Genomic DNA, 23686 nt, shown 5'->3' on the forward strand with positions numbered 1-23686 from the left:
GCACGCGGCCGTTGCTGAATGGTATAAGCAGAGGTTTTAGGTGCCTCGGGGCATTTGCCCATGTGGGTTCGACTCCCATCGGCCGCACGCACAGAGGGGTCGTCATATGGACGACCCCTCTCCCATGCTCAGCCCAACAGCTCCCGCACCACCGGCACCAGCGCCCGGAACGCCTTCCCCCGGTGGCTGATCGCGTTCTTCTCGGCCGGCGTCAGTTCCGCGCAGGTGCGCGTCTCGCCCTCCGGCTGGAGGATCGGGTCGTAGCCGAAGCCGCCCGTACCCGCCGGGGTGTGGCGGAGGGTGCCCGGCAGATGGCCCTCGACCACTCGCTCCGTACCGTCGGGGAGGGCGAGGGCCGCCGCGCAGGCGAAGTAGGCGCCCCGGTGGTCGTCCGCGATGTCCGAGAGCTGGGCCAGGAGCAGGTCCAGGTTGGCCCGGTCGTTGCCGTGGGTGCCCGCCCAGCGGGCGGAGAAGATGCCGGGGGCGCCGTTCAGGACGTCGACGCAGAGGCCGGAGTCGTCGGCCACGGCGGGGAGGCCGGTGGCCCGGGCGAGGGCGTGGGCCTTGAGCAGCGCGTTCTCGGCGAAGGTGACGCCGGTTTCCTTGACGTCGGGGATGTCGGGGTAGGCGTCGGCGCCGACGAGGTCGTGGGGCAGGCCCTCGTCGGCGAGGATCGCGCGCAGTTCGGTGATCTTTCCGGCGTTGCGGGTGGCGAGGATCAGGCGGGTCATGGGCCCAGTATCTCTGGGCCCGTGGGCCGCTCGTCCGCTACGGCGTGCAGACCTTGGTCAGTTCGCCGGCCGCGTCGGTGACGGGGCTGATGTCGGGGGTCTCGTCGCCGTTCCGGATGGAGGTGCGGACGTTTTCGACAGCCTTCTCGAGGTCGTCGACGGCCTTGCCGACGTCGGCGTTGTCGGTCTTGTCGCCGAGGTCGCCGAGGTTCTTGTCTATGGATTCGAGGGATTCCTCGAGCTGGGTGACGTCGTTGCCGGCGTTCTCGACGGCCTGTTGCATGTCGGTGACGCTGTCGGCGATGGCGTCGGCGGTCTGGACGCAGTCCAGTGCCTTGTCGACGGCGGCGCAGCCGGTGGTGAGTCCGGCGGTCAGCGCGACGGCCGCCAGGGTGGCGGCGACGGCTGCGGTGCGGCGTCGGCGGCTCGCGGCCATGGAACGGTCCCTCCCCTTGTCGGGCCGGTGGGTGGCCCTGGTCGTTGGCCGGGCGCCCGGGGTTGAGCCGTGCGCCCGTACCTTTTCAGACGCGGTGGTGGCCGGCGCGGTTGCCCGCGTCGGCCACCTGTCTTGGTGTGTCTTTTACCTTTCGAGGACGGTGTCGAGCGCGGCGCGCTGGGCGGCGGCGAGTTCGGTGCAGCCGGTGACGGCGAGGTCGAGGAGGGTGTTGAGTTCGTCGCGGGCGAAGGGTTCGGCTTCGGCGGTGCCCTGGACTTCGACGAAGCGGCCGTCGCCGGTGCAGACGACGTTCATGTCGGTGTCGGCCTTGACGTCTTCCTCGTAGCGGAGGTCGAGGAGGGGGACACCGGCGACGATGCCCACCGAGACCGCGCTGACGGTGCCGGTGAGGGGGCGGCGGCCGGCCTTGATGAGTTTCCTGCCCTGGGCCCAGGTGATGGCGTCGGCGAGGGCGACGTAGGAGCCGGTGATGGCGGCGGTGCGGGTGCCGCCGTCGGCCTGGAGGACGTCGCAGTCGAGGACGACGGTGTTCTCGCCGAGGGCCTTGTAGTCGATGACGGCGCGCAGGGAGCGGCCGATGAGGCGGCTGATCTCGTGGGTGCGGCCGCCGATGCGGCCGCGGACGGATTCGCGGTCGCCGCGGGTGTGGGTGGCGCGGGGCAGCATCGAGTATTCGGCGGTGACCCAGCCCTCGCCGCTGCCTTTGCGCCAGCGGGGGACGCCTTCGGTGACGGAGGCGGTGCAGAGGACCTTGGTGTCGCCGAAGGAGACGAGGACGGAGCCTTCGGCGTGCTTGCTCCAGCCGCGTTCGATGGTGACCGGGCGGAGTTGTTCGGGGGTGCGGCCGTCGATTCGAGACATGGCGCTGAGCCTAGCGTCAGCGGTGTGTGCGGAAGCGCCACATGTGGAAGGGGCCCCTCCCGTGGTGGGAAGGGGCCCCGGGGTGAAGCGTGGGCTTCACATCATGTCTTCGATCTCGGCCGCGATGGGGTCGGCGTCGGTGCCGATGACGACCTGGATGGCGCTGCCCATCTTGACGACGCCGTGGGCGCCGGCGGCCTTGAGGGCGGCTTCGTCGACCTTGGCGGGGTCCACGACTTCGGTGCGGAGGCGGGTGATGCAGCCTTCGATCTCTTCGATGTTGTCGATGCCGCCGAGCCCGGCAACGATCTTCTCAGCCTTGGTGGCCATGTTCGTTCTCCCTGATCCGAACCGCTTTGTCGCAGTAACCCACAGTTGGCCCATCTTTGCGAGCGGTCCTGTCGTGGGTGCCGAATGATGGCGTCACGACCGCGGAACCGTCCTGCCTCACTGGTCTACACCACCGGGCGGACTGCCGCCAAACCCGCCGTCACCGCTTTCCAGACCGCTTTCCAGACCGCTCTCCAGGGAGAAGGACCGGATGAGTGCCGAGAGTGCCGCCGGCGCCGGGAGCACGGCCTCTCCCGCGCGGGAACGCTGGAACCGTTTGTTCCAGGGTTTGCAGAAGATGGGGCGGAGTCTGCAGCTGCCGATCGCGGTGCTGCCGGCGGCGGGCATCCTGAACCGGCTGGGACAGCCGGATGTGTTCGGGGACGAGGGTCTGGGCTGGACGAACGTCTCCAGGGTGATGGTGGGTGCGGGTGGCGCGCTGCTGGACGGTTCGCTGGGGTTGCCGCTGCTGTTCTGTGTGGGTGTGGCCATCGGGATGGCGAAGAAGTCGGACGGCTCGACGGCGCTGGCGGCGGTGGCGGGGTTCCTCGTCTACTACAACGTGCTGCGTCAGTTCCCGGAGGACTGTCCTCAGGGGTCGAAGGCGGTGCCGATGGTGGGCTGCCAGGTGACCGACGGGACGGTGACGGCGTTCACGTACCAGAATCCGGGTGTGTTCGGGGGCATCGTCATCGGGTTGATGGCGGCGTATTTCTGGCAGCGGTTCCACCGTACGAAGCTGGTGGACTGGCTGGGGTTCTTCAACGGGCGGCGCCTCGTCCCGATCATCATGGCGTTCGCGGCGATCGTGTTCGCGGCGTTGTGTCTGTGGGTGTGGCCGCCGATCGGTGACGGGCTGGAGAGTCTCAGCGACTGGCTCAGCGACCTGGGCGCGTGGGGCGCGGGTGTGTTCGGTGTGGCCAACCGGGCGCTGCTGGTGATCGGGCTGCACCAGTTCCTGAACGTGCCGATGTGGTTCCAGTTCGGCAGTTACACCAAGCCGGACGGCACGGTGGTGCACGGCGACATCAACATGTTCCTGGCGGGCGACCCGAACGCGGGCCAGTTCACCACCGGTTTCTTCCCGATCATGATGTTCGCCCTGCCGGCCGCCGCGCTGGCGATCACGCACTGTGCGAAGCCGCACCGCCGCAAGGAGGTGGGCGGTCTGATGCTGTCGGTGGGGCTGACGTCGTTCGTGACCGGCATCACCGAGCCGTTGGAGTACTCCTTCCTCTTCATCGCGCCGTTGCTGTACGTGGTGCACGCGGTGCTGACGGGTGTGTCGATGGCGGTGACGTGGGGGTTGGGGGTGCACGACGGGTTCAGTTTCTCGGCGGGGCTGATCGACTACGTCATCAACTGGAACCTGGCGACCCGGCCGTGGTTGATCATTCCGATCGGGTTGTGCTTCGCCGCGTTGTACTACGTGATCTTCCGCTTCGCGATCACGAGGTTCGATCTGAAGACTCCGGGGCGGGAGGCGGAGGAGGAGGTGGAGGACGCCGCCAAGGCGTGATTGCTTAGGCTGGAGGCGGCTGTTCGAGCCCTCGGACCGTGTGGTCCGGGGGCTTTTCGGTGTGCCTGCGGAGGGTTACGGCCGGCGGTCCCGGGCGGGCACGGTGGGTATCCCGGCGGTAACAGGAATCGCGGGTTCCTTATGCGGCCTTCATCGTGCTACAACAGGTCTACACCACTGAGTGGTGTAGACCATGCGCGCGGGCTTCCCGCCGCGCATTCGGGACGCCGCCGTCCTCATGTGTCCCCCGGCGGCGCCTTGCCCACTGGAGGAAGACGATGACCACGGCGAGCACGGCAACCGCCGAAAAGAAGAAGGGCGCCGGCACGATGGCTGTCCTGCAGCGCATCGGCCGCAGCCTCATGCTGCCGGTCGCGGTGCTGCCCGCGGCGGCACTGCTGGTGCGCCTCGGCAACCCGGACATGCTGGGGCGCGACTCGTTCCCCGCCTTCATCACCAAGATCGCCGGCTTCATGGCGGCCGGTGGCAACGCGATCCTCGACAACATGGCGCTGCTGTTCGCCGTGGGCATCGCGATCGGCTTCGCGAAGAAGTCGGACGGTTCGACCGCTCTCGCGGCGGTCGTCGGCTACCTGGTCTTCAAGAACGTACTGGCCACCTTCACCGACGAGAATCTTCCCCAGGTGGCCACGGCCGTCGACGGCAAGGTCGTGATGGTGGACGCACCGGTGGACGCCAAGGTCCTCGGCGGTGTGGTGATGGGCATCGTGGTGGCGCTGCTCTATCAGCGCTTCTACCGCACGAAGCTCCCGGACTGGGCCGGTTTCTTCGGCGGCCGCCGCCTGGTGCCGATCCTGTCGGCCTTCGCCGGTCTGGTGATCGGCATCGTCTTCGGTTACATATGGCCGGTCCTCGGCACCCTCCTGCACAACTTCGGCGAGTGGCTGGTGGGCTCGGGTGCTGTCGGCGCCGGCGTCTTCGGTGTGGCCAACCGTGCTCTCATCCCGATCGGCATGCACCACCTGCTGAACTCCTTCCCGTGGTTCCAGGCGGGCGAGTACGAGGGCAAGAGCGGTGACATCGCGCGCTTCCTGGCCGGTGACCCGACCGCCGGCCAGTTCATGACCGGCTTCTTCCCGATCATGATGTTCGCCCTGCCGGCAGCCTGCCTGGCCATCGTGCACTGCGCCCGGCCCGAGCGCCGCAAGGTCGTCGGCGGCATGATGTTCTCCCTCGCGCTCACCTCGTTCGTGACCGGCGTCACCGAGCCGATCGAGTTCACCTTCATGTTCATCGCGCCGGTGCTCTACGCCATTCACGCGGTGCTGACCGGTGTGTCCATGGCGTTGACGTGGGCACTGGGCATGAAGGACGGTTTCGGCTTCTCCGCCGGCGCGGTCGACTACTTCCTCAACCTCGGCATCGCCAGCAACCCGTGGGGCCTGGCCTTGGTGGGCCTGTGCTTCGCGGCGGTCTACTACGTGGTCTTCCGCTTCGCCATCACCAAGTTCAACCTGCCGACACCGGGCCGGGAGTCGGACGAGGAACTGGCGGAACTGCAGAAGGCGGAGGCGAAGTAACCCGCTGACCCACGCGAGGCCCGGCCGATCCGGCCGGGCCTCCGCGCTGTCTGCGCCTCATCGCACACGCGCAGTACGGACGTGCCGGGGCAGCCGGACCGGGCCGGCGACCCCTGCCTCAGATCTCGTACGTCGCCCCCGGCGCCGCCAGCCCCACCGGGCCGTCGTACACCGTGCGGGCGTCGGTGAGGTTGACCTGCGGGTCGGTCCACGGGGGGATGTGGGTGAGGATCAGGCGGCGGGCGCCCGCGCGGGCTGCCGTCTCACCCGCCTCACGACCGTTGAGGTGCAGGTCGGGGATGTTCTCCTTGCCGTGCGTGAAGGCGGCCTCGCACAGGAAGAGGTCCGCGTCGCGGGCGAGGTCGTCGAGCGCGGGGCTGACGCCCGTGTCGCCGGAGTAGGTGAATGTCTTCCCGCCGTGTTCGATGCGGATGCCGTACGCCTCGACCGGGTGCGCGACGCGCTCGGTGTGGACGAGGAACGGGCCGATCTCGAAGGTGGACGGCTTGACCGTGTGGAAGTCGAAGACCTCGCTCATGGAGGAGGCCGAGGGGGTGTCGGCGTAGGCGGTGGTGAGCCGGTGCTCGGTGCCCTCGGGTCCGTGGACCGGCAGGGGGGCGCAGCGGCCGCCGTCGTGCCGGTAGTAGCGCGCCACGAAGTAGGCGCACATGTCGATGCAGTGGTCGGCGTGCAGGTGGCTGAGGAAGATCGCGTCGAGGTCGTAGAGACCGCAGTGGCGCTGCAGCTCGCCCAGGGCGCCGTTGCCCATGTCGAGGAGCAGCCGGAAGCCGTCGGCCTCGACGAGGTAGCTCGAGCAGGCCGATTCCGCGGACGGGAACGACCCCGAGCAGCCGACGACGGTGAGCTTCATGAAGCAGAAACCTCCGCTGGCGGGTATGGAGAGACGGGGGTCGTGCGGTTTGTCGAGCGTAAGGCGCAAAACCTGTGGTCGCTCCTCCGCCAGGGGCCGTTGTGGGCGAACTCACCTGTGCTGTCACCGGTTCGGCTGGAAGCGGTGCGTGCCGGGGCCGGGAGGGGCGCGCGGTGGTGGTGCGCGCCGGTACGGTCGGGGCATGGACACGGCTTGGTGGCTCGCGCTCACCGCGGTGGTACTGCTCGCGCTCGTGACCGCGCTCGTCGACGGGTGGGGGCGGGGGCACCGGCGGCGGCGGGGCGGCGGGCGGGGTGACTCCGAGAACACGTGAGGGGCCGGAGAGGTTGTTCTCCGGCCCCTTGTCGTGCGGGGGTGTTACGCCCAGAGCTGGCCCTGGAGGGTGTCGATGGCCTCTTCGGTCGTCGCGGCGGTGTAGACGCCGGTCGACAGGTACTTCCAGCCGCCGTCGGCGACGACGAAGACGACGTCGGCGCTCTCGCCGGCCTTGAGCGCCTTGTTCGCGACGCCGATCGCCGCGTGCAGGGCGGCGCCGGTGGAGACACCGGCGAAGATGCCCTCCTGCTGGAGGAGTTCGCGGGTGCGGGTGACGGCGTCTGCGGAGCCGACGGAGAAGCGGGTGGTCAGCACGGAGGCGTCGTACAGCTCGGGGACGAAGCCCTCGTCGAGGTTGCGCAGGCCGTAGACGAGGTCGTCGTAACGCGGTTCGGCGGCGACGATCTTGATGTCGGGCTTGTTCTCGCGCAGGTAGCGGCCGACGCCCATGAGGGTGCCGGTGGTGCCGAGGCCGGCCACGAAGTGGGTGATGGAGGGGAGGTCGGCGAGGATCTCGGGGCCGGTGCCGGCGTAGTGGGCGCCGGCGTTGTCCGGGTTGCCGTACTGGTAGAGCATCACCCAGTCGGGGTGCTCGGCGGAGAGTTCCTTGGCGACGCGCACGGCGGTGTTGGAGCCGCCGGCGGCCGGGGAGGAGATGATCTCCGCGCCCCACATGCCGAGCAGGTCACGGCGTTCCTGCGAGGTGTTCTCGGGCATCACGCACACCATGCGGTAGCCCTTGAGCTTGGCGGCCATGGCCAGCGAGATGCCGGTGTTGCCGCTGGTGGGCTCGAGGATGGTGCAGCCCGGGGTGAGGCGGCCGTCCTTCTCCGCCTGTTCGATCATGAACAGGGCGGGGCGGTCCTTGATCGAGCCGGTGGGATTGCGGTCCTCCAGCTTCGCCCAGATCCGGACGTCGGCGGACGGCGAGAGCCGCGGCAGGCGCACCAGGGGGGTGTTGCCCACCGCGGCCAGCGGGGAGTCGTAACGCATCGCCGATCAGGCCATACCACCGGCGACGGCCGGCAGGATCGTGATGCTGTCGCCGTCGGACAGCTTGGTGTTGATGCCGTCGAGGAAGCGGACGTCCTCGTCGTTGAGGTAGACGTTGACGAAGCGGCGCAGCTGCTCGCCGTCCACGATGCGGGCCTGGATGCCCGCGTGCCGGGTCTCGAGGTCGGTGAAGAGCTCGGCGAGGGTGTTCCCGGTGCCCTCCACCGCCTTCTGACCGTCGGTGTACTGGCGGAGGATGGTCGGGATGCGGACCTCGATGGCCATGGCTGAGGGCTCCTGTCGGAAGTGTCTGTCGTGGGTTCGAGAGGGCGCGCGGCGGCACGCGGCAGTTCGCCGCGGCTCACGGCCTACGGCGGCAGCGGAAGATCAACAGATGGCGCTGTTCAGCCTGCACAGGTCGACGTGCAGCCGCGCCACGAGCAGCGTGCCCGGCGCTTTTTCGCTCACGTCGTGGAGAACCATGGGGTCATCGTATCGATTCCCGGACCGGTCCCCGGAGTGTGATCTCACGCTTCGGACACCCTTCTTCCGTCATACGAGATGAGGGCTTGATCGTCGGGTCAGTGGGCCTCGACGACCTCGACCTCCTCCTCGGTGACCTCGCCCTCCAGGATGCGGAAGGAGCGGAACTGGAACTCGCCGGCGCCGTCGGTGTCGGCGGTGGAAACCAGGACGTAGTGGGCGCCGGGCTCGTTGGCGTAGGAGATGTCGGTGCGGGAGGGGTAGGCCTCGGTCGCGGTGTGGGAGTGGTAGATGATCACCGGCTCCTCGTCGTTGTCGTCCATCTCGCGGTACAGCTTCAGCAGGTCCTGGGAGTCGAACTCGTAGAAGGTGGGCGAGCGGGCCGCGTTCAGCATGGGGATGAAGCGCTCGGGGCGGCCGGTGCCCACCGGGCCCGCCACCACGCCGCACGCCTCGTCGGGGTGGTCCTCGCGGGCGTGGGCCACGATCTGGTCGTACAGGGCCTGGGTGATGGTCAGCATGGGGCTCAGGATAGACAGACGGGCCGTTCCGTACCGAGGGGTGGTACGGAACGGCCCGTATGCCGGACACCTTGAGCGGATGGGCGCAGGGGGCGCCACGAGTACTCCCTGCGGCCCGGCGTCCCGGGTGGGGACGGGAAAAGCCCGTCCGCGGGCTCAGATCGCCTTGGTGGCCTGAGCGCCGGACTCCTCATCCGTCGCGTCACCGGTGGTGCGACGGCGTACGAAGTCCAGGAAGGAGTTGAGCTCCCGCTTGACCACGGGGGCCAGCAGGTACAGGCCGATGATGTTGAACACCGAGAGCAGGAAGAGTGCCGAGTCGGCGAGGCTGATCAGCGAGTCGAGCGAGAGGAGGGAGCCCGCGACCACGAACACACTCCAGACCACCTTGAACGTCATCTCACTGACCTTGCTCCGGCCGAAGAGGTACGCCCAGGCCTTGAGGCCGTAGTAGCCCCAGGTCAGAATCGTGGAGAAGGCGAACAGCAGCACCGCGACGGTCAGCAGGTTCGGGAACCAGGGCAGGACGGTCTCGAAGGCGTCGGAGGTGATCGTGACGCCGCCGATGCTCTCGCCCTTGCGGGCCTCGCCCCAGCTGGCGGGGTTGGCGATGACGATGGTCAGCGCGGTCATGGTGCAGATGACGACCGTGTCGATGAACGGCTCCAGCAGGGCGACCAGGCCCTCGCTCGCGGGGTGCTTGGTCTTGACCGCGGAGTGGGCGATCGGCGCGGAGCCGAGACCGGCCTCGTTGGAGAAGGCGGCCCGCTGGAAGCCGACGATCAGGGCGCCGATCACACCGCCCGCGACACCGTCCGCCTCGAAGGCTCCCTGGAAGATGTCCCCGACCGCGTCGGGCACGGCGGTGATGTTCGTCAGGATGACGATCAGGCAGGCCACCACGTACATGATCGCCATGGCGGGGACCAGCCGGCTGGTGACCGAGGCGATGGAGCGGATGCCGCCGAGCAGCACGAGGCCGACCAGGGCGGCCACGACCAGACCGAAGAGCACGGCACCGGCGGAGGAGGCCAGGAAGCCGTCCTCGCCGCCGAAGGTCGAGGAGATCTGCGCGTAGCTCTGGTTGGTCTGGAACAGGTTGCCGCCGAACAGACCGAAGAAGAGGATCATGACGGAGGCCAGGACGGCGAGCACCTTGCCGAGCTTGGCGCCGCCGCTGCCGAAGCGCTCGGCGAGACCCTTGGGCAGGTAGTGCATGGGGCCGCCGGAGACGGTGCCGTCCGCGTGCTCCTCGCGGTACTTCACCCCGAGGGTGACCTCGACGAACTTGGTGGCCATGCCGAGCAGGCCGCACAGGATCATCCAGAAGGTGGCGCCCGGGCCGCCGATGGAGACGGCGACGGCCACACCGGCGATGTTGCCGAGGCCGACGGTGCCGGAGACGGCGGCGGTCAGTGCCTGGAAGTGGTTGACCTCGCCGGGGGAGCCCTCCTCGTCGTACTTGCCGCGCACGATGTCGAAGGCGAGTTTGAGTTTACGCGCCTGGATGAGGCCGAACCAGCCGGTGAAGACCAGACCGGCGACCACGAGCCACACCACGATGAGCGGTAGCTCGGTGCCGCCGACCGGGACGGTGTAGAAGACGATGTCGCCGACAGCGGTCGCGACGGGATCGAAAAAATTGCTTACGGCGTCGTCGATGTTTTTGGTGATGGAGTCGAGTGACATCGAACTTCCTCAGATGGCGCGGGGACGTGCTGGCGTGCGCAGCAGAGCGGGTGACGGTGTGGGCGGGGTCCACGTCCCGTTCGGCAACGGCGATGGGGCGGCGGCCCGTGAACCGGGACCGTCATCCTCCTGTCGTGCTGGTCGTACACACCGGCGGTGACCGGCTTTCCTGCTCACGGCCAAGGGTGGGCCGCAAGCGAGTTGCCGATTCCTACCACGCCGTTCACCTGGAACCGAGTGACGCGGATCACAGGAAACCGCCCTTACGGGGTAAACCCGCAGGGGCGGTGACGGGATCGTTATCCGGACTTGAGGTTTCTCTGAGCGAACAGATCAGGAGATCTTTCCGGACGGACTCGAATACGGCTACGGCATCAGCGTCGAGACGAGGGTCTCCTGGAGTCCGCCGAGCCACAGGTACGCCATCACCATCGGCTTGCGCGGGTCCTCGTCGGGGAGGTGGAAGAGGAGGTCGCTGTCGTCCTCGTCGCTGATCTCCAGGCGGGAGCCGATCGCGAGGCGCAGGTCGTTGAGGGCGCCGAGCCACTGGCGGGACTCGTCCGGCGACAGTTCCAGCACCGCGCCGCCCTCGCCGGCCGAGGCCAGCGCGTCCAGGGAGCGGATCACCGCGAGGGCGTTGTCGCGCTTGCCGGCCCGCAGGTCGTTCTCGGTGTAACGGCGGAACTCGGCGGAGTGGGCCCGCTGTTCCTCGGCCTCCTCGGCCCGCGGGGTGCCCCCGGGGTCGCCGTAGGCGTCCGGGAAGAGGCGGCGCAGCACGGGGTCGGAGGGGGGTTCGCTCGGACCCTCGGTGAAGAGTTCGGCGAGCGGGTCGCCGGAGGCGTCCTCGGCGGGTCCGGGGCCGATCAGCTCCATCAGCTGCACGGCCAGGGACCGGATGATGGAGATCTCGACGTCGTCGAGGGCGACGGCCGCGCCGCCGCCGGGGAGCGGTTCGAAGGTTCCTGGCATGGCGGCGATTCGCTGCTTCCGGTCCTGCGGGCGGGGTCGGGTCATGTCCGGCTCGGTCACTTCCGGTCGTGCTGGAGGGTGGCCCACAGGCCGTAGCCGTGCATGGCCTGCACGTCGCGCTCCATCTCCTCGCGGGTACCGCTGGAGACGACCGCCCGGCCCTTGTGGTGGACGTCGAGCATGAGCTTGGTGGCCTTGTCCTTGCTGTAGCCGAAGTACGACTGGAAGACGTACGTCACGTAGCTCATGAGGTTGACCGGGTCGTTGTGGACGATGGTCACCCACGGGACATCGGGCTCGGGTACGACGAAGACCTCCTCCGCCGATTCGGTGCGTTCGATCTCCAGGGGTGCGGGTGACGTCACACAGCCCATGCTGCCACCGCAGGGGGGTGGTCGCACAAACCGGCCCGCTGTTCCGGCACCCCGGACCGAAATCGTCAAACTGACGAAATGGGGGTAGCATCCCTGCCATGCCGCACACACCGGGGGACAGCCCCCGGGCCCCCGGCCTGCCCGGGGGACCCGGCGAGTCACAGCGAGGAGAGTTCGGTGGACGTAGCGGACCTTGGGCTGCCGGTGGATGTTCCGTCGACGGCGCTCTTCACTGACCAGTACGAGCTGACGATGCTGCGGGCCGCGCTGAAGGCCGGCACGGCCGGGCGGCGCAGCGTGTTCGAGGTCTTCACCCGGCGGTTGCCGGACGGCCGCCGCTACGGCGTGGTGGCCGGCACCGGGCGGGTGCTGGACGCGGTGGAGAACTTCCGCTTCGACCCGGGCGTCCTCGGGTTCCTGCGCGAGAAGGACATCGTCGACGAGGAGACCCTGGACTGGCTGGCCGGCTACCGCTTCTCCGGTGACATCTGGGGCTACCCCGAGGGCGAGGTGTACTTCCCGGGCTCGCCGATCATGCGGGTGGAGGGCAGCTTCGCGGAGTGCGTGCTCCTGGAGACGGTGATCCTGTCGATCCTCAACCACGACTCGGCGATCGCCGCCGCGGCCTCCCGGATGTCGTCCGCCGCCGGTGACCGGCCGCTGATCGAGATGGGCGCCCGGCGCACCCACGAGCTGGCCGCGGTGGCCGCCTCCCGGGCCGCGTACGTCGGCGGCTTCGCCTCCACCTCCGACCTGGCGGCCGGCTTCCGCTACAACATCCCCACCGTGGGCACCTCCGCCCACGCCTTCACCCTGCTCCACGACAGCGAGCGGGACGCCTTCCGGGCCCAGGTGGACTCCCTCGGCGGTGGTACGACGCTGCTGGTGGACACCTACGACGTGACCGAGGCGGTCCGTACGGCCGTGGAGGTCGCCGGGCCGGAGCTGGGCGCCGTACGGATCGACTCCGGGGACCTGCTGCTGGTGGCGCACCGGGTGCGGCAGCAGCTGGACGAACTGGGCGCCACCGGTACGAAGATCATCGTGACCTCGGACCTGGACGAGTACGCCATCGCCTCGCTGGCGGCGGCGCCCGTGGACGCGTACGGGGTGGGCACCCAGCTGGTGACCGGCTCCGGGCATCCGACGGCCTCCATGGTGTACAAGCTGGTCGCCCGCGCGGAGTCCGCCGACCCGAAGGCGCCGCTGGTGCCGGTGGCGAAGAAGTCCACCGGCGGCAAGACCTCCGTCGGCGGCCGCAAGTGGGCCGCGCGGCGGCTGGACGAGTACGGGGTCGCCGAGGCCGAGGTGGTCGGCACCGGTGCGGTGCCGGACGGGCTGGCAGGCCGGCAGCTCCTCGTGCCGCTGGTCGAGGGCGGCGAGGTGATCGCCCGTGAGTCGCTGGACGTGGTCCGCGACCGGCACGCGGCGGCCCGCGCGGGTCTGCCGCTGTCCGCGACCCAGCTCTCCCGGGGGGAACCCGTCCTTCCGACGGAGTACGCGCACGGGCCGTCGGGTAGCTAGAAGCGTGCCCCGCGTACGAACCGTGCTCCCCGTACGCGGGCATGGGCTCCCCGTACGCGGGCATGGGCTCCCCGTACGCGGGCATGGGCTCCCCGTACGCGGGCATGGGCTCCCCTTGCGCGGGCGGGGGATCCCGCCCGCTCCGCCGTGCCCCTGTCCGCGCCGCCCGCCGTTCAATAGGCTCGGAGGTTCACCCGGCCGGACCCGCCCTCACCCCACCCCATCCGACCCCCTAGTCGAAGGACACCGACCATGCGCCGCGCACTGATCGTCGTTGACGTGCAGAACGACTTCTGCGAGGGGGGCAGCCTCGCCGTGGCCGGCGGGGCGGACGTGGCCGCCGCCATCACCGAGCTGATCGGGCAGGCCCCGGCCGGGTACCGGCACGTGGTGGCCACCCGCGATCACCACATCGCACCCGGCGGGCACTTCGCCGACAACCCCGACTACGCACGGTCCTGGCCCGCGCACTGTGTCGCCGGGACGGAGGGGGTCGGGTTCCACCCGAACTTCGCCCCTGCGGTGACTTCGGGCGCGATCGACGCCGTGTTCGACAAGGGGGCGTACTCGGCGGCCTACAGCGGGTTCGAGGGGGCCGACGAGAACGGGACGCCGCTGGCGGAGTGGCTGCGGGAGCGGGAGGTCGACGAGGTGGACGTGGTGGGGATCGCCACGGACCACTGTGTGCGGGCCACCGCGCTGGATGCGGCACGGGAGGGGTTTCGTACGCAGGTGCTGCTCGATCTCACCGCGGGGGTGGGGGCGGAGACCACCGAGCGTGCGCTGGAGGAGCTGCGCTCGGCGGGGGTGGAGTTGTCGGGGAAGCCGGTTGTGCAGTAGCCCTGTGCCGGGGTGGGCCGGGGGATTCGCCGGCTCGCGGCGCCGAGCCGGGGCGTCCCCCACTCTCGGCTGCGCTCGAGCGGGGGGCCCATCGCCCGCCCGTGCCGCCCCGGGGGTACCTCCCAGGCCCTTGAGGCACTGGGGGAGGCACGACCGCCCGCGGCTGCGACGGTGCGGCTGCCCGCGGCTACGCGGGGGTCGCCGGGCGTCTGAGCAGGGCTCTTATGGGGTGCCAGAGTTCTACCGTCAGGGCGTCGGCCGTGGGGGCCGTGCGCCATATGAGGCCGTCCGGGTGGTGGAGGACCGCGGTGATCTCGTCGGGGGTGGGCGGGGCGGCGTTGCCTCGTAGGTAGATCGACCGCAGACCCAGGTTGCGCAGCCTGGTCAGGGCGCGGGCGCGGTTCCGGGCGTGGACGAGGACGCGGACTCCGACGGGTGCGCCGGCGGCGGGGCTGGGCAGGTTCATCGCCACTACCACCGTGCCGTTCGGCAGCTTGCAGAAACCTCCTGCGGCCATGCGGTCATACCCCCGTGTCAGCCGGTGTCGGAACAGGTGTCAATAAGAGAGCCACAGGAGGCACCTAAACACGGATCGGCGGTGACCCGCCAGGGGGTCACCGCCGATCATGCTCTGACCTGCGAAGATGCTATTTACCTGCCCGCAGGTCCAACCTCGAGCTCGATCGTCGAGCCGCTCTTGGCCTCCTTGAGGATCTTGATCTTCGTGTTGGTGTCAGTGATCTTGACACCGGCGGTCGGGTTCGACTCGTCGTAGTAGGTGCTGGTGCGGTCGTTGAAGACCGACACGCCCTTCGACGACGGGATCCACTTCGCCACGTCCGCCTTGTGCAGCGTCATGCCGTCGGTGCGGAACGTGCTGAACGGCGCGTCGTAGGTCTGGATGCGGTTGCGCATCAGCGTGCCGTCGGACCACTTCAGCGCGGTCGGGTGGGAGTCGATCGGGAGGACCAGACCGGTGCCCGGGTGCTGGCTGGTGTTGTTGTCCGCCTGGGAGGTGTCCCACTTCCAGATCAGCAGGCCGTTCTGGTACGCGTAGTGCTCGACCCAGTCCGGGCGGGACGTGTAGCCGAAGTTGTACGGGCCGACCTCGAGGGTCTTGTCGTACGACACGTACTGGCGGTTCTCGGCGATGTAGTACTGCGCGTAGTCCTTGGTGAAGGACGCGCCGACGCGGGAGAAGCCGGTGGCCGTCCAGGCGGCGTCCGCGCTCTCGGCGTTGTCGGAGAAGACCGGGGCGCCGTCCGCCGTCACCGTGATCGCGTCGGCCGTGAAGCCCTTGAGGGCCACGCCGCCGTCGGACTGGTAGCGGAAGCGCAGGTCGACCTTCTGGCCGGCGTAGGCGTCGAGGGAGTACGCGAACTTCTTGTAGCCGTCGAGCGTGCCGTGCAGGGCCGGCTTGTCGCTGCCGTCGCGCGGGATCGGCTGGCCGTCGACCGTGCCGTCGATGGCGGTCCAGTTGGCGCCGCCGTCGGTGGACACCTCGGTGTAGAGGTAGTCGTAGTTGGCCTCGATGTCGTACCAGCCGTCGAAGGCGAGTTCGGCGGAGGACTTGCCGGTCAGGTCGACCGAACGGCTCAGCGTGTTCTTGAGGTTGTCACCGCTGCCGCTCCACCACTGGGTGCTGCCCTCGGCCGGCGGGACGATCTCGGTGGTCACGGCCTTCTTCGGCAGCGTGACGACCAGCGCCTGCTTGTGCTTGGTGTTGTACTCGGCGACGCCGAGCTTGTGCCAGGAGTTGACGCCGGCCTTGGCCGTGTCGTAGTTCAGCCAGCCGAGCTGCAGCTTGTCCCAGGCGGTCATGTCGCCGGGCAGGTTGCCGATCTCCTTCTTCCCGGTGCCGAGCCAGGAACCGGAGGACATCAGCGTCCAGAAGCCGGTGGAGTTCTCGCCGCCCGCGGTGTCGTAGTGGTCCGGCAGACCGAGGTCGTGGCCGTACTCGTGGGCGAAGACGCCGAGTCCGCCGTTCTCCGGCTGGACGGTGTAGTCGCCGACCCAGATGCCGGTGGAGCCGATCTGCGTGCCGCCGAGCCGGTTCTGCTCGGGGCCGGTGGCGCCGGCGTCGGTGCCGAAGGCGTACCAGCGGTGGGCCCAGATCGCGTCGGTGCCCTGGGCGCCGCCGCCCGCGGACTCGTCCTCACCGGCGTGCACGATCTGGAAGTGGTCGATGTAGCCGTCGGGCTCGTTGAAGTCGCCGTCGCCGTCGAAGTCGTAGCGGTCCCACTCGTCGAACCGGGCCGCGTCCGCCTTGATCTGGGCGTCGGTGCGGCCGGCCGCCTGCTGCTGGGCGACCCAGGCGTTCAGACCGTCGCTGACGACGTTCCACACGCTGGGGCAGTTGGTGTCGCCGCACGCGTTGTTGCCGTAACGGGCCTCGTTGTACGGGACCTTGACCCAGTCGGAGACCTCGCCCTCGACCGAGTAGCGGCCGGAGGACTGCTTCTCGTAGTAGGTCTTGACCGAGTCGACGCCCTTGCCGGACCCGAAGTACAGGTCGTCGAAGTGCTGCTGGTCGTAGTCCTCCTGCCAGGCCGTGGAGTTGTCCTTCTTGCGGTCCGGCTTGGCTATCTGGTTGTGCAGCGGGCCGGCGTCGCCGCCGTAGCGGCTGTCGACCTTGTCGCCGAACTCGACCAGGATCGTGAAGATCTTGTCGGTCTTCTCGCGGCCGAGTTCTACGTACTTGCTGTCGCCCTTTTTGCTCTTGAGCTGGACGACCTTCGAACCCTCACGGTTCTTGACCGAAGCCTTGCCGGATATGACCTGGTTGAGGGCTTCCTCGCGCTGGGCCTCCTGCGTCTTGGTGAGCGGGCCCGCGAGGTCGTGCTCGACGTGGTTGTGCTCCGCCGGGTCGTGCCGGTCCACGGCGCCGGGACGGTCGGCCTTGTCAGCCGAGTCGGCCTGGGCCACGGTGAACGCAGAGCAAGTGGCGGTGACCGCCGCGAGTGCCACGCCTATCGCGGCCGCTCTGGACGTCCAGGGTCTACTGGTCACTTGAGATCCCCTCCCGCGTGCGTGCGCGCGGCCGAAGGAGGTTCCGTCTATGGAAGGTCCCGCACGCACGTGATCAACGCGTGTAGTCAAGTGACGACATTTGACTAGAGGTTCGCCAGAAAAAACAGACCTTGACTTGAACAGTTCAAGTGCACTATGCGGAGACGATGTTCGCTTACCGGACGCACCCGCACGAAACCCTACGGGCGCGCGCAACCGTCCACTTGGTGGATGCCATGAATCCGTGCGCCCCCTGTGCATCGGCCCTGTCGGTTAGGTCACGCTTACTGTCCGTTCCCCTCGGGCACGCTCGCGGTTAGAGTCGTTTGGCGTAACCGCCCTGAACCGGCGGAAAGCCAGGCGGACAGCCCCCGACTTCCGAGGACACGATGGCCATGCCCCGTCCGACTGTCGCTCAGCTCGTTTACGGTTCGTGCACCGTGATCTTCTCGACGTTCGCCATGCTGCTGTTGTCCGGAGCGAGTTCGGGCGCGGGCGTCGCGATCGTCGCCGTCTCGGCGCTCGCCCTCGGACTGCTGGTGGCCATGGCGGTCCCGCTCCCCGCGTCCCGGCGGCCCGCCGCGGCGAGCCGCCCCGCCGTGGTGGTACGGCCCGCGGCGCCGGAACCGGTACAGCCGGTACGGGCCACCGTCGCTTCTCCTTCCCGCGAGCCGGTGCGGGAGCGCGCGGCGTCCTGACCGGGGCACCGCTCTCATCCGGTTCTGACCACCACGGTCTTGGCCGCCTTGTCGTGCAGTCCCTGCTTGTAGGGTCGGTCGAAGAAGCTCCAGCCGCCCGAGATCGCGGTCCACACGCAGGCGCAGCAGAACGCGAACGGCAGCCACAGCACGAGGGCGCGGATGAACGCGGTCTGCGTGGAGGGGTTGGAGCCGTCGGCGAGGTCGGCCACCCGCATGTGCAGCCACTTCTTGCCCAGGGTCTGGCCGTTGCGGGCGGTCATGAAGGTGTCGTAGGCGATGTAGAGCACCGCGGCGACGGCGGACTGCGCGAAGGAGTTGCCCACGTTGATCCTGTCGCCGTCGACGTCGTACTCGCTGACTCCGAACGGCCAGGTGAGCAGCCAGACGACGATGCCGACGAGGATCATGTCGATGACGCGGGCGAGCGTGCGCCTGCCACTGTCGGCGAGCGGGGGCATGCCGGCGAGGGGGCCGGAGGGGCCGGGGGCACCTCCGTAGGGCCCGCCGCCGCCACCTGCGTAGGGCCCGCCGCCGCCTTCGGGTGGCGGGGGCGGGCCTCCGGGGGTGTCGTACGGGGAGCCCGGTCCCGGGGTCTCGGGGCCGCCCGGCGGGGGGTGCTTCTTGAACGGGTCGTCGTCCGACGGCTGCCGCCCGGAGCCGGGGGGCGGTTCGGTGGTCATGCCCCCGAGTCGATCGTGAACCCCCCGGCCCCGCATCCGGCGAGCGGCCGTCCGGAGTACCGGCGGTACGGGTGACGCGGACTCAGCCGGCGGCGACGAACGTGTGCGCGGCCTTGTCGTGCCAGCACTGGCGCCAGGGCTTGTCGAACAGGCACCACAGGACACCGACGACACCGACGACGAGCAGCCCGGGGACGCTGTAGACGAGCCAGCGGCGCAGGGCCGCGCCGAAGGACGGCGCCTCGTGCCCCTCGATGTCCCGCACCTCGATGCCCAGCAGCTTCTTGCCCAGGGTGCGGCCCCACTTGACGGTCGGCACCACCTCGAGGAGGACACCGGCGAGGAGCAGGACGGCGAGGACGATGCCGAGGTGTACGGAGGTGGTGCCGTCGAGCAGCCAGACGGTGACGGTCTCGCCGGACAGCTTGGCCGCGTCGATCTTCGCCTCGGTGTGGTCCATGGCCTTGATGCCGAGCGGTACGGCGGCCACGGCAGTGACGGCGCCGAGGACGACGGTGTCCAGCAGCCGGGCGGCCAGCCGCCTGCCGAGCGCGGCGGGGCGGGCCGCGGCCTGGCGCCGGGCGGCGGCCTGGAAGACGTCCTCGACCGGCGGCTTCCAGGGCGCGACGGGCGGCTCCTCACCGCCGGCCAGCCGGTGCACCTGCTGCGCCCAGGAGGACTGGCCCCCGCCGGCGCCGCTCGTCAGGGGCGCGGAGGCGGCAGCGGCGGGCCGGGGCGCCGCCCCCGCCGCGCCCGGGGTCTGCGGGGGCACGGTCGGGGCGGTGGCCTGCTGGGGTCCGGACGGTGCCGTGGCGGCAGCGGCACGGGCGGCTGCCGCCTTCCCGGCCCCGAACCCGGGCCGCCCGGGGGCGGCGGAGCCCGCCTGCTGCCCTGCGGGGCCCTGTCCCGTGCGCGGGGTGACGGCGCGGAACGTCATCGTGCCCTCGTCCGCGCGTTCTCCGTCGGGGGCCCCGGTCTCCTGCCGCGGCTTCGGCGCCGGCCTACGGAACACGAAGGTGTTGCCCGAGGCGGCCTCCGCCTGCTCGTCCGGGGTGTCCGCGCCCGCGGGCCCGGTCTCCGGTGCGGAGGGTGCGGAGGATGCGGACGGCGAGGCCGTGTGCGGCACCCTCGGGTCGGCGCCCCAGGAGACCTTGCGGTCCTGGTCGCCGCCGAAGCCGGTCTGGTGGGAGCGGTCGGCGCCCCACGCCGAGGCGGGCTCGGGCCGGCTGCCGTGCTGGGAGTCGGCCTGGGACGAAGAAGCCTGGGACGAAGAGGCCGGGGACGAAGAGGCCGGGGACGAAGAGGCCGGCTGCGGGAAGGCCGGGGACGGTTCCTCGGGCGGGTCCTCGTCGAAGAAGTGCGGTCCGGTCTCCTCGACGGAGGGCCGCGCCGGGCCCGCGCCGGACGGTGGTGCGAGGGACTCACCGTCCTTGGGCGCCGGACGGCTCGTGCCCGGTACCCAGGAGGCACCGTTCCAGTACCGGACATATCCAGGAATGGACGGGTCCGGGTAGTACCCTTCGCGGGGCCTGTCGTCGCCCGGGGCCGGGGTTGGGGCACTCATTCCGTCGTCCCGTATCTGCTCGGTGGGTGGGTCGGGGGGAACCACATCTATCAGACGGGCGGGGACCTGACCGCCCGTCCGGCCGGACCCCACCCTTTTCGGGCACCTTCTCGTTCAGAAGAGCTTGCCCGGGTTGAGAATGCCCAGCGGGTCGAAGACCTGCTTGACTGCCCGCTGCATCTCCAGTCCCACGGGGCCGATCTCGCGCGCCAGCCACTCCTTCTTCAGTACGCCGACTCCGTGTTCGCCGGTGATGGTGCCGCCGAGTTCCAGGCCGAGCGCCATGATCTCGTCGAAGGACTCCCTCGCCCGCCGCGACTCCTCGGGGTCCGACGCGTCGAAGCAGACCGTCGGGTGGGTGTTGCCGTCGCCGGCGTGGGCGACGACGCCGATGGTGAGCCGGTACTTCTCGGAGATCCGCTCGACGCCGTCGATGAGCTCGCCGAGCCGGGAGCGGGGCACGCACACGTCGTCGATCATCGTCGTGCCCTTGACCGCTTCGAGGGCGACCAGGGACATCCGCCGTGCCTGGAGCAGCAGTTCGGACTCGGCGGCGTCCTCGGCCGGCACGACCCGGGTGGCGCCGGCGGCCTCGCACAGCGCACCGACGGCGGCGAGGTCGACTGCCGGGTCGGTGGTGTCGAAGGCGGCGAGCAGCAGGGCCTCGGTGGACTCCGGGAGGCCCATGCGGGCCATGTCGTTGACGGCCTTGACCGTCGTACGGTCCATCAGTTCGAGGAGGGAGGGGACGTGGCCGTCGGCCATGATGCGGCACACGGCGTCGCAGGCGGCGGCGCCGGAGGCGAACTCGGCGGCCAGGACCAGCTGCTCGGGCGGCCGGGGCCGCAGGGCGAGGACCGCGCGGACGACGATGCCGAGGGAGCCCTCGGAGCCGACGAACAGGCGGGTCAGGTCGTATCCGGCGACGCCCTTGGCGGTGCGGCGGCCGGTGGGCATCAGGCGGCCGTCGGCCAGGACGACGTCGAGACCTAGGACGTACTCGGCCGTCACCCCGTACTTCACGCAGCACAGCCCGCCCGACGCGGTGCCGATGTTGCCGCCGATGGTGCACGTCTCCCAGCTGGAGGGGTCGGGAGGGTAGTACAGGCCGTGTTCGTTCACCGCGCGGGAGAGGGTGGCGTTGACGACGCCGGGTTCGACGACGGCGACCCGGTCGACCGGGTTGACCTCCAGGATGCGGTCCATCTTCGTCAGGGAGAGCACGACACAGCCGTCGGTGGCGTTGGCGGCGCCGGACAGGCCGGTGCGGGCGCCCTGCGGGACGACGGGGACGCACAGCTCGGTGGCGGTGCGCATGACGTGCTGGACCTGCTCGACCGTGCGCGGCAGGACCACCACCGCGGGACTGCCGGCCGGGCAGAAGCTCGCCATGTCGTGGGCGTAGGAGGCCGTGACGTCGGGGTCGGTGAGGACGGCCTCGGGGGGCAGGCCGCCGAGCAGCCGGTCGACGAGGGGGCCGGCCGCCACCGTGTCTTCATCGCGTCGCGCTTCGATACGGCTCATGATCACAGCGTGACACCGGGAGCCATCGCTGTGAACCGTTCCTCATCAGCGAGCAGAAGTGAGTCTTGGACCCAAACCCGCATAACTGGTACATCCCAAACGGTTTTGGATGCGCTGGTCGCCCGCGTTCGCTCCGCCTCCGGCGACACGGATCGTGTCCGTGGTCCGGGAATGCGGGGGCGGGCTCCCTCACGCCCCGGGGCGCCTGGTGCGGCCCGGACGGTCCGATGCCCCACACGATCACTCCGGTCGTGTGGGGGCGGTGCCGTCCGGCGCCGGACCGGGTGTCCCAGGGCGCGTCGTCCGATCGCCACGGCGGCTGCGTCATGGCGGGTGGTCCTGCGGCGGGTGGCAGTGAGGGGCTTCCGCCGGTGTTCGGCGCCCCAGCGGGAGCGGGCAGCCGTGGCCACTGTCGCGAAGGGGTGTTACAGGTTGCCGCGCTTTTCCTGCTCTCGTTCGATGGCCTCGAAGAGGGCCTTGAAGTTGCCCTTGCCGAAGCCCATCGAGCCGTGGCGTTCGATGAGTTCGAAGAAGACCGTCGGGCGGTCCTGGACCGGCTTGGTGAAGATCTGCAGCAGGTAGCCGTCCTCGTCGCGGTCGACGAGGATCTTCAGCTCGCGCAGCGTCTCGACCGGCACCCGGGTCTCGCCCGCCCACTCGCCGAGGGTGTCGTAGTACGAGTCGGGGGTGTCCAGGAACCGGACGCCGGACGCGCGCATCTGGCGGACCGTCTGCACGATGTCGTTGGTGTTCAGCGCGATGTGCTGGACGCCCGCGCCGCCGTAGAACTCCAGGTACTCGTCGATCTGGGACTTCTTCTTGGCGATGGCGGGCTCGTTGATCGGGAACTTGACCTTGAGCGTGCCGTCGGCGACCACCTTCGACATCAGCGCGCTGTACTCGGTGGCGATGTCGTCGCCCACGAACTCCTTCATGTTCGTGAAGCCCATGACCTTGTTGTAGAACTCCACCCACTCGTTCATCCGGCCGAGCTCGACGTTGCCGACGCAGTGGTCGACGGCCTGGAAGCTGCGCTGGGCCGGGGGCTCGACGATCGGGTCGGCGGCGACGTACCCGGGCAGGTACGGGCCGTCGTAGCCGCCGCGCTCGACCAGCGTGTGGCGGGTCTCGCCGTACGTGGCGATCGCGGCCAGGACGACGGTGCCGTGCTCGTCCTTCAGCTCGTACGGCTCGGCGACGGAGCGGGCGCCGTGCTCGACGGCGTAGGCGTACGCTGCGCGCGCGTCCGGGACCTCGATGGCGAGGTCGACGACGCCGTCGCCGTGCGCGGCCACGTGGTCGGAGAGGAAGGCGCCCCACTCGGTGGACTGCTTGATCACCGAGGTGAGGACGAAGCGGGCCGAGCCGCTCTCCAGGACGTAGGCGGCGGTCTCGCGGCTGCCGTTCTCCGGTCCGGAGTAGGCGACCAGCTTCATGCCGAAGGCGGTGGAGTAGTAGTGCGCCGCCTGCTTGGCGTTGCCCACGGCGAAGACGACCGCGTCCATTCCCTTGACCGGGAAGAGGTCGGCCTGCCGGGCGGTCGCTGCGGGAGTGTGGTGTGTGGTCTGCGTCATAGGGGCAGGGTGGGCCAGCTCTGCAAGGTGCGCAATAGTTCGCCTGTTCACTGGGCAATGTGTCCAACCGGACGCGCCCGCATGCGGGCTTTCTGTACAGGATGACCACTGGGGAGACCGGTATGGCGATCGATCATCTGGACGGGCGGATCATCCTGCTGCTGGCGCGTGAGCCGCGGATCGGGGTGCTGGAGATGTCACGGCGGCTCGGGGTGGCGCGGGGCACCGTGCAGGCCCGGCTGGACCGGCTTCAGTCGAACGGAGTCATCCGCGGATTCGGCCCCGAGGTGGATCCGGCGGCCCTCGGCTATCCCGTCACGGCGTTCGCCACGCTGCAGATCCGGCAGGGCCAAGGAGCCGACGTACGGGCCCACTTGGCAACCGTTCCGGAGGTGCTGGAGCTGCACACCACCACCGGCACCGGGGACATGCTGTGCCGCCTCGTGGCGCGCTCCAATGCCGATCTCCAGCGGGTGATCGACCGCGTCGTCGGTTTTGATGGCATCGTCCGGGCCTCCACGGCGATCGTCATGGAGAACCCCGTTCCGCTGCGGATCATCCCGCTGGTGGAGCAGGCCGCGCTCGGCGAGTGAAC

The 23686-nt window shown here is 69.7% G+C and carries 25 protein-coding genes, 1 tRNA gene and 1 pseudogene; 8 read left to right on the forward strand and 19 right to left on the reverse strand.

The features are described 5' to 3' along the window. Positions 1 to 4 precede the first annotated feature (4 nt). Positions 5 to 87 (forward strand) — tRNA-Leu (locus ACH4VX_RS27695). 41 nt (positions 88 to 128) lie between these two features. Here ACH4VX_RS27695 and rdgB read toward each other — a convergent pair. From rdgB to ACH4VX_RS27715, 4 genes are all read right to left on the reverse strand, one after another. Further along, positions 129 to 731 carry an RdgB/HAM1 family non-canonical purine NTP pyrophosphatase gene (rdgB, locus tag ACH4VX_RS27700; protein WP_398371059.1) on the reverse strand — a complete coding sequence of 201 codons (603 nt, stop codon included), beginning with the start codon at positions 729 to 731 and terminating at the stop codon, positions 129 to 131. 37 nt (positions 732 to 768) lie between these two features. Beyond that, the gene (locus tag ACH4VX_RS27705; RefSeq protein WP_398371060.1) at positions 769 to 1167 is read right to left on the reverse strand and encodes a hypothetical protein; all 399 of its coding nucleotides are present in this window, start codon (positions 1165 to 1167) and stop codon (positions 769 to 771) included. A gap of 144 nt (positions 1168 to 1311) precedes the next feature. Further along, on the reverse strand, positions 1312 to 2049 hold the full coding sequence (gene rph / locus ACH4VX_RS27710; RefSeq protein WP_398371061.1) for a ribonuclease PH: 738 nt from the start codon (positions 2047 to 2049) through the stop codon (positions 1312 to 1314). A gap of 96 nt (positions 2050 to 2145) precedes the next feature. Next, on the reverse strand, positions 2146 to 2379 hold the full coding sequence (locus tag ACH4VX_RS27715) for a glucose PTS transporter subunit EIIB (protein WP_398371063.1): 234 nt from the start codon (positions 2377 to 2379) through the stop codon (positions 2146 to 2148). 211 nt (positions 2380 to 2590) lie between these two features. Here ACH4VX_RS27715 and ACH4VX_RS27720 point away from each other — a divergent pair, with 211 nt between their 5' ends. Both ACH4VX_RS27720 and ACH4VX_RS27725 read left to right on the forward strand, forming a co-directional pair. Beyond that, positions 2591 to 3898 (forward strand): PTS transporter subunit EIIC, encoded by a 1308-nt coding sequence (locus tag ACH4VX_RS27720; protein ID WP_398371065.1) that lies wholly within the window; start codon positions 2591 to 2593, stop codon positions 3896 to 3898. 278 nt (positions 3899 to 4176) lie between these two features. Then, positions 4177 to 5439: a PTS transporter subunit EIIC gene (locus tag ACH4VX_RS27725; protein WP_398371067.1), complete on the forward strand. Its 1263-nt coding sequence runs from the start codon at positions 4177 to 4179 to the stop codon at positions 5437 to 5439. A 118-nt stretch (positions 5440 to 5557) separates the two neighbouring features. On the opposite strand, the gene ACH4VX_RS27730 is transcribed toward ACH4VX_RS27725, so the two are convergent. Continuing rightward, positions 5558 to 6310 carry an MBL fold metallo-hydrolase gene (locus ACH4VX_RS27730; protein ID WP_398371068.1) on the reverse strand — a complete coding sequence of 251 codons (753 nt, stop codon included), beginning with the start codon at positions 6308 to 6310 and terminating at the stop codon, positions 5558 to 5560. Between the two features lie 202 nt (positions 6311 to 6512). On the opposite strand from ACH4VX_RS27730, the gene ACH4VX_RS27735 reads away from it, so the two are divergent. Continuing rightward, entirely contained in the window at positions 6513 to 6644 is a 132-nt protein-coding gene (locus ACH4VX_RS27735) for a hypothetical protein (protein ID WP_398371069.1), read from the forward strand. Positions 6645 to 6688: 44 nt separating this feature from the next. Here the strand turns inward: ACH4VX_RS27735 and ACH4VX_RS27740 are convergent, their stop codons facing one another. The 7 genes from ACH4VX_RS27740 to clpS form a co-directional block, all read right to left on the reverse strand. Beyond that, positions 6689 to 7639 carry a PLP-dependent cysteine synthase family protein gene (locus tag ACH4VX_RS27740; protein ID WP_398371070.1) on the reverse strand — a complete coding sequence of 317 codons (951 nt, stop codon included), beginning with the start codon at positions 7637 to 7639 and terminating at the stop codon, positions 6689 to 6691. A 6-nt stretch (positions 7640 to 7645) separates the two neighbouring features. Then, positions 7646 to 7924 carry a MoaD/ThiS family protein gene (locus ACH4VX_RS27745; RefSeq protein WP_398371071.1) on the reverse strand — a complete coding sequence of 93 codons (279 nt, stop codon included), beginning with the start codon at positions 7922 to 7924 and terminating at the stop codon, positions 7646 to 7648. Between the two features lie 102 nt (positions 7925 to 8026). Further along, a complete protein-coding gene (locus ACH4VX_RS27750; RefSeq protein WP_324617155.1) occupies positions 8027 to 8122 on the reverse strand; it encodes a putative leader peptide in 96 nt (31 codons plus the stop codon). A gap of 98 nt (positions 8123 to 8220) precedes the next feature. After that, positions 8221 to 8643 (reverse strand): Mov34/MPN/PAD-1 family protein, encoded by a 423-nt coding sequence (locus ACH4VX_RS27755; RefSeq protein WP_398371073.1) that lies wholly within the window; start codon positions 8641 to 8643, stop codon positions 8221 to 8223. 156 nt (positions 8644 to 8799) lie between these two features. After that, positions 8800 to 10332, reverse strand: coding sequence for an alanine/glycine:cation symporter family protein (locus ACH4VX_RS27760; protein WP_398371074.1), 1533 nt, complete (start codon positions 10330 to 10332; stop codon positions 8800 to 8802). Between the two features lie 366 nt (positions 10333 to 10698). Further along, entirely contained in the window at positions 10699 to 11301 is a 603-nt protein-coding gene (locus ACH4VX_RS27765) for a DUF2017 domain-containing protein (protein ID WP_398371222.1), read from the reverse strand. 56 nt (positions 11302 to 11357) lie between these two features. Beyond that, complete coding sequence (clpS, locus tag ACH4VX_RS27770) at positions 11358 to 11675, reverse strand: ATP-dependent Clp protease adapter ClpS (RefSeq protein ID WP_398371076.1); 318 nt, start codon at positions 11673 to 11675, stop codon at positions 11358 to 11360. A gap of 177 nt (positions 11676 to 11852) precedes the next feature. Between clpS and ACH4VX_RS27775 the strand changes: the two genes are divergently transcribed. Further along, positions 11853 to 13199 carry a nicotinate phosphoribosyltransferase gene (locus ACH4VX_RS27775; protein ID WP_398371077.1) on the forward strand — a complete coding sequence of 449 codons (1347 nt, stop codon included), beginning with the start codon at positions 11853 to 11855 and terminating at the stop codon, positions 13197 to 13199. Between the two features lie 252 nt (positions 13200 to 13451). Beyond that, positions 13452 to 14039, forward strand: a complete 588-nt coding sequence (locus tag ACH4VX_RS27780; protein WP_398371078.1) for a nicotinamidase — start codon at positions 13452 to 13454, stop codon at positions 14037 to 14039. 187 nt (positions 14040 to 14226) lie between these two features. Here ACH4VX_RS27780 and ACH4VX_RS27785 read toward each other — a convergent pair whose 3' ends face one another. Then, positions 14227 to 14556, reverse strand: coding sequence for a hypothetical protein (locus tag ACH4VX_RS27785; RefSeq protein ID WP_398371079.1), 330 nt, complete (start codon positions 14554 to 14556; stop codon positions 14227 to 14229). A 134-nt stretch (positions 14557 to 14690) separates the two neighbouring features. Next, a complete protein-coding gene (locus ACH4VX_RS27790) occupies positions 14691 to 17048 on the reverse strand; it encodes an immune inhibitor A domain-containing protein (RefSeq protein ID WP_398371080.1) in 2358 nt (785 codons plus the stop codon). A 389-nt stretch (positions 17049 to 17437) separates the two neighbouring features. Between ACH4VX_RS27790 and ACH4VX_RS27795 the strand changes: the two genes are divergently transcribed. After that, on the forward strand, positions 17438 to 17746 hold the full coding sequence (locus tag ACH4VX_RS27795; protein WP_398371082.1) for a hypothetical protein: 309 nt from the start codon (positions 17438 to 17440) through the stop codon (positions 17744 to 17746). 14 nt (positions 17747 to 17760) lie between these two features. Here ACH4VX_RS27795 and ACH4VX_RS27800 read toward each other — a convergent pair whose 3' ends face one another. The 5 genes and pseudogenes from ACH4VX_RS27800 to hppD form a co-directional block, all read right to left on the reverse strand. After that, on the reverse strand, positions 17761 to 18429 hold the full coding sequence (locus ACH4VX_RS27800; RefSeq protein WP_398371083.1) for an RDD family protein: 669 nt from the start codon (positions 18427 to 18429) through the stop codon (positions 17761 to 17763). A gap of 82 nt (positions 18430 to 18511) precedes the next feature. Next, positions 18512 to 19993 (reverse strand): RDD family protein, encoded by a 1482-nt coding sequence (locus ACH4VX_RS27805; protein ID WP_398371085.1) that lies wholly within the window; start codon positions 19991 to 19993, stop codon positions 18512 to 18514. Positions 19994 to 20107: 114 nt separating this feature from the next. Beyond that, positions 20108 to 21523 carry an FAD-binding oxidoreductase gene (locus tag ACH4VX_RS27810; RefSeq protein ID WP_398371087.1) on the reverse strand — a complete coding sequence of 472 codons (1416 nt, stop codon included), beginning with the start codon at positions 21521 to 21523 and terminating at the stop codon, positions 20108 to 20110. Next, positions 21520 to 21927 (reverse strand): annotated as a pseudogene (locus tag ACH4VX_RS27815) (IS200/IS605 family accessory protein TnpB-related protein); the annotation flags it as partial. The pseudogene ACH4VX_RS27815 and the gene ACH4VX_RS27810, both read right to left, overlap by 4 nt. Before the next feature lie 15 nt (positions 21928 to 21942). After that, positions 21943 to 23091, reverse strand: a complete 1149-nt coding sequence (hppD, locus tag ACH4VX_RS27820; protein WP_398371088.1) for a 4-hydroxyphenylpyruvate dioxygenase — start codon at positions 23089 to 23091, stop codon at positions 21943 to 21945. Between the two features lie 122 nt (positions 23092 to 23213). On the opposite strand from hppD, the gene ACH4VX_RS27825 reads away from it, so the two are divergent. Continuing rightward, positions 23214 to 23684, forward strand: a complete 471-nt coding sequence (locus ACH4VX_RS27825) for an Lrp/AsnC family transcriptional regulator (protein ID WP_351999922.1) — start codon at positions 23214 to 23216, stop codon at positions 23682 to 23684. Positions 23685 to 23686 lie beyond the last annotated feature (2 nt).

The organism is Streptomyces sp. NPDC020731 (assembly GCF_044334705.1).
Lineage (GTDB): Bacteria > Actinomycetota > Actinomycetes > Streptomycetales > Streptomycetaceae > Streptomyces.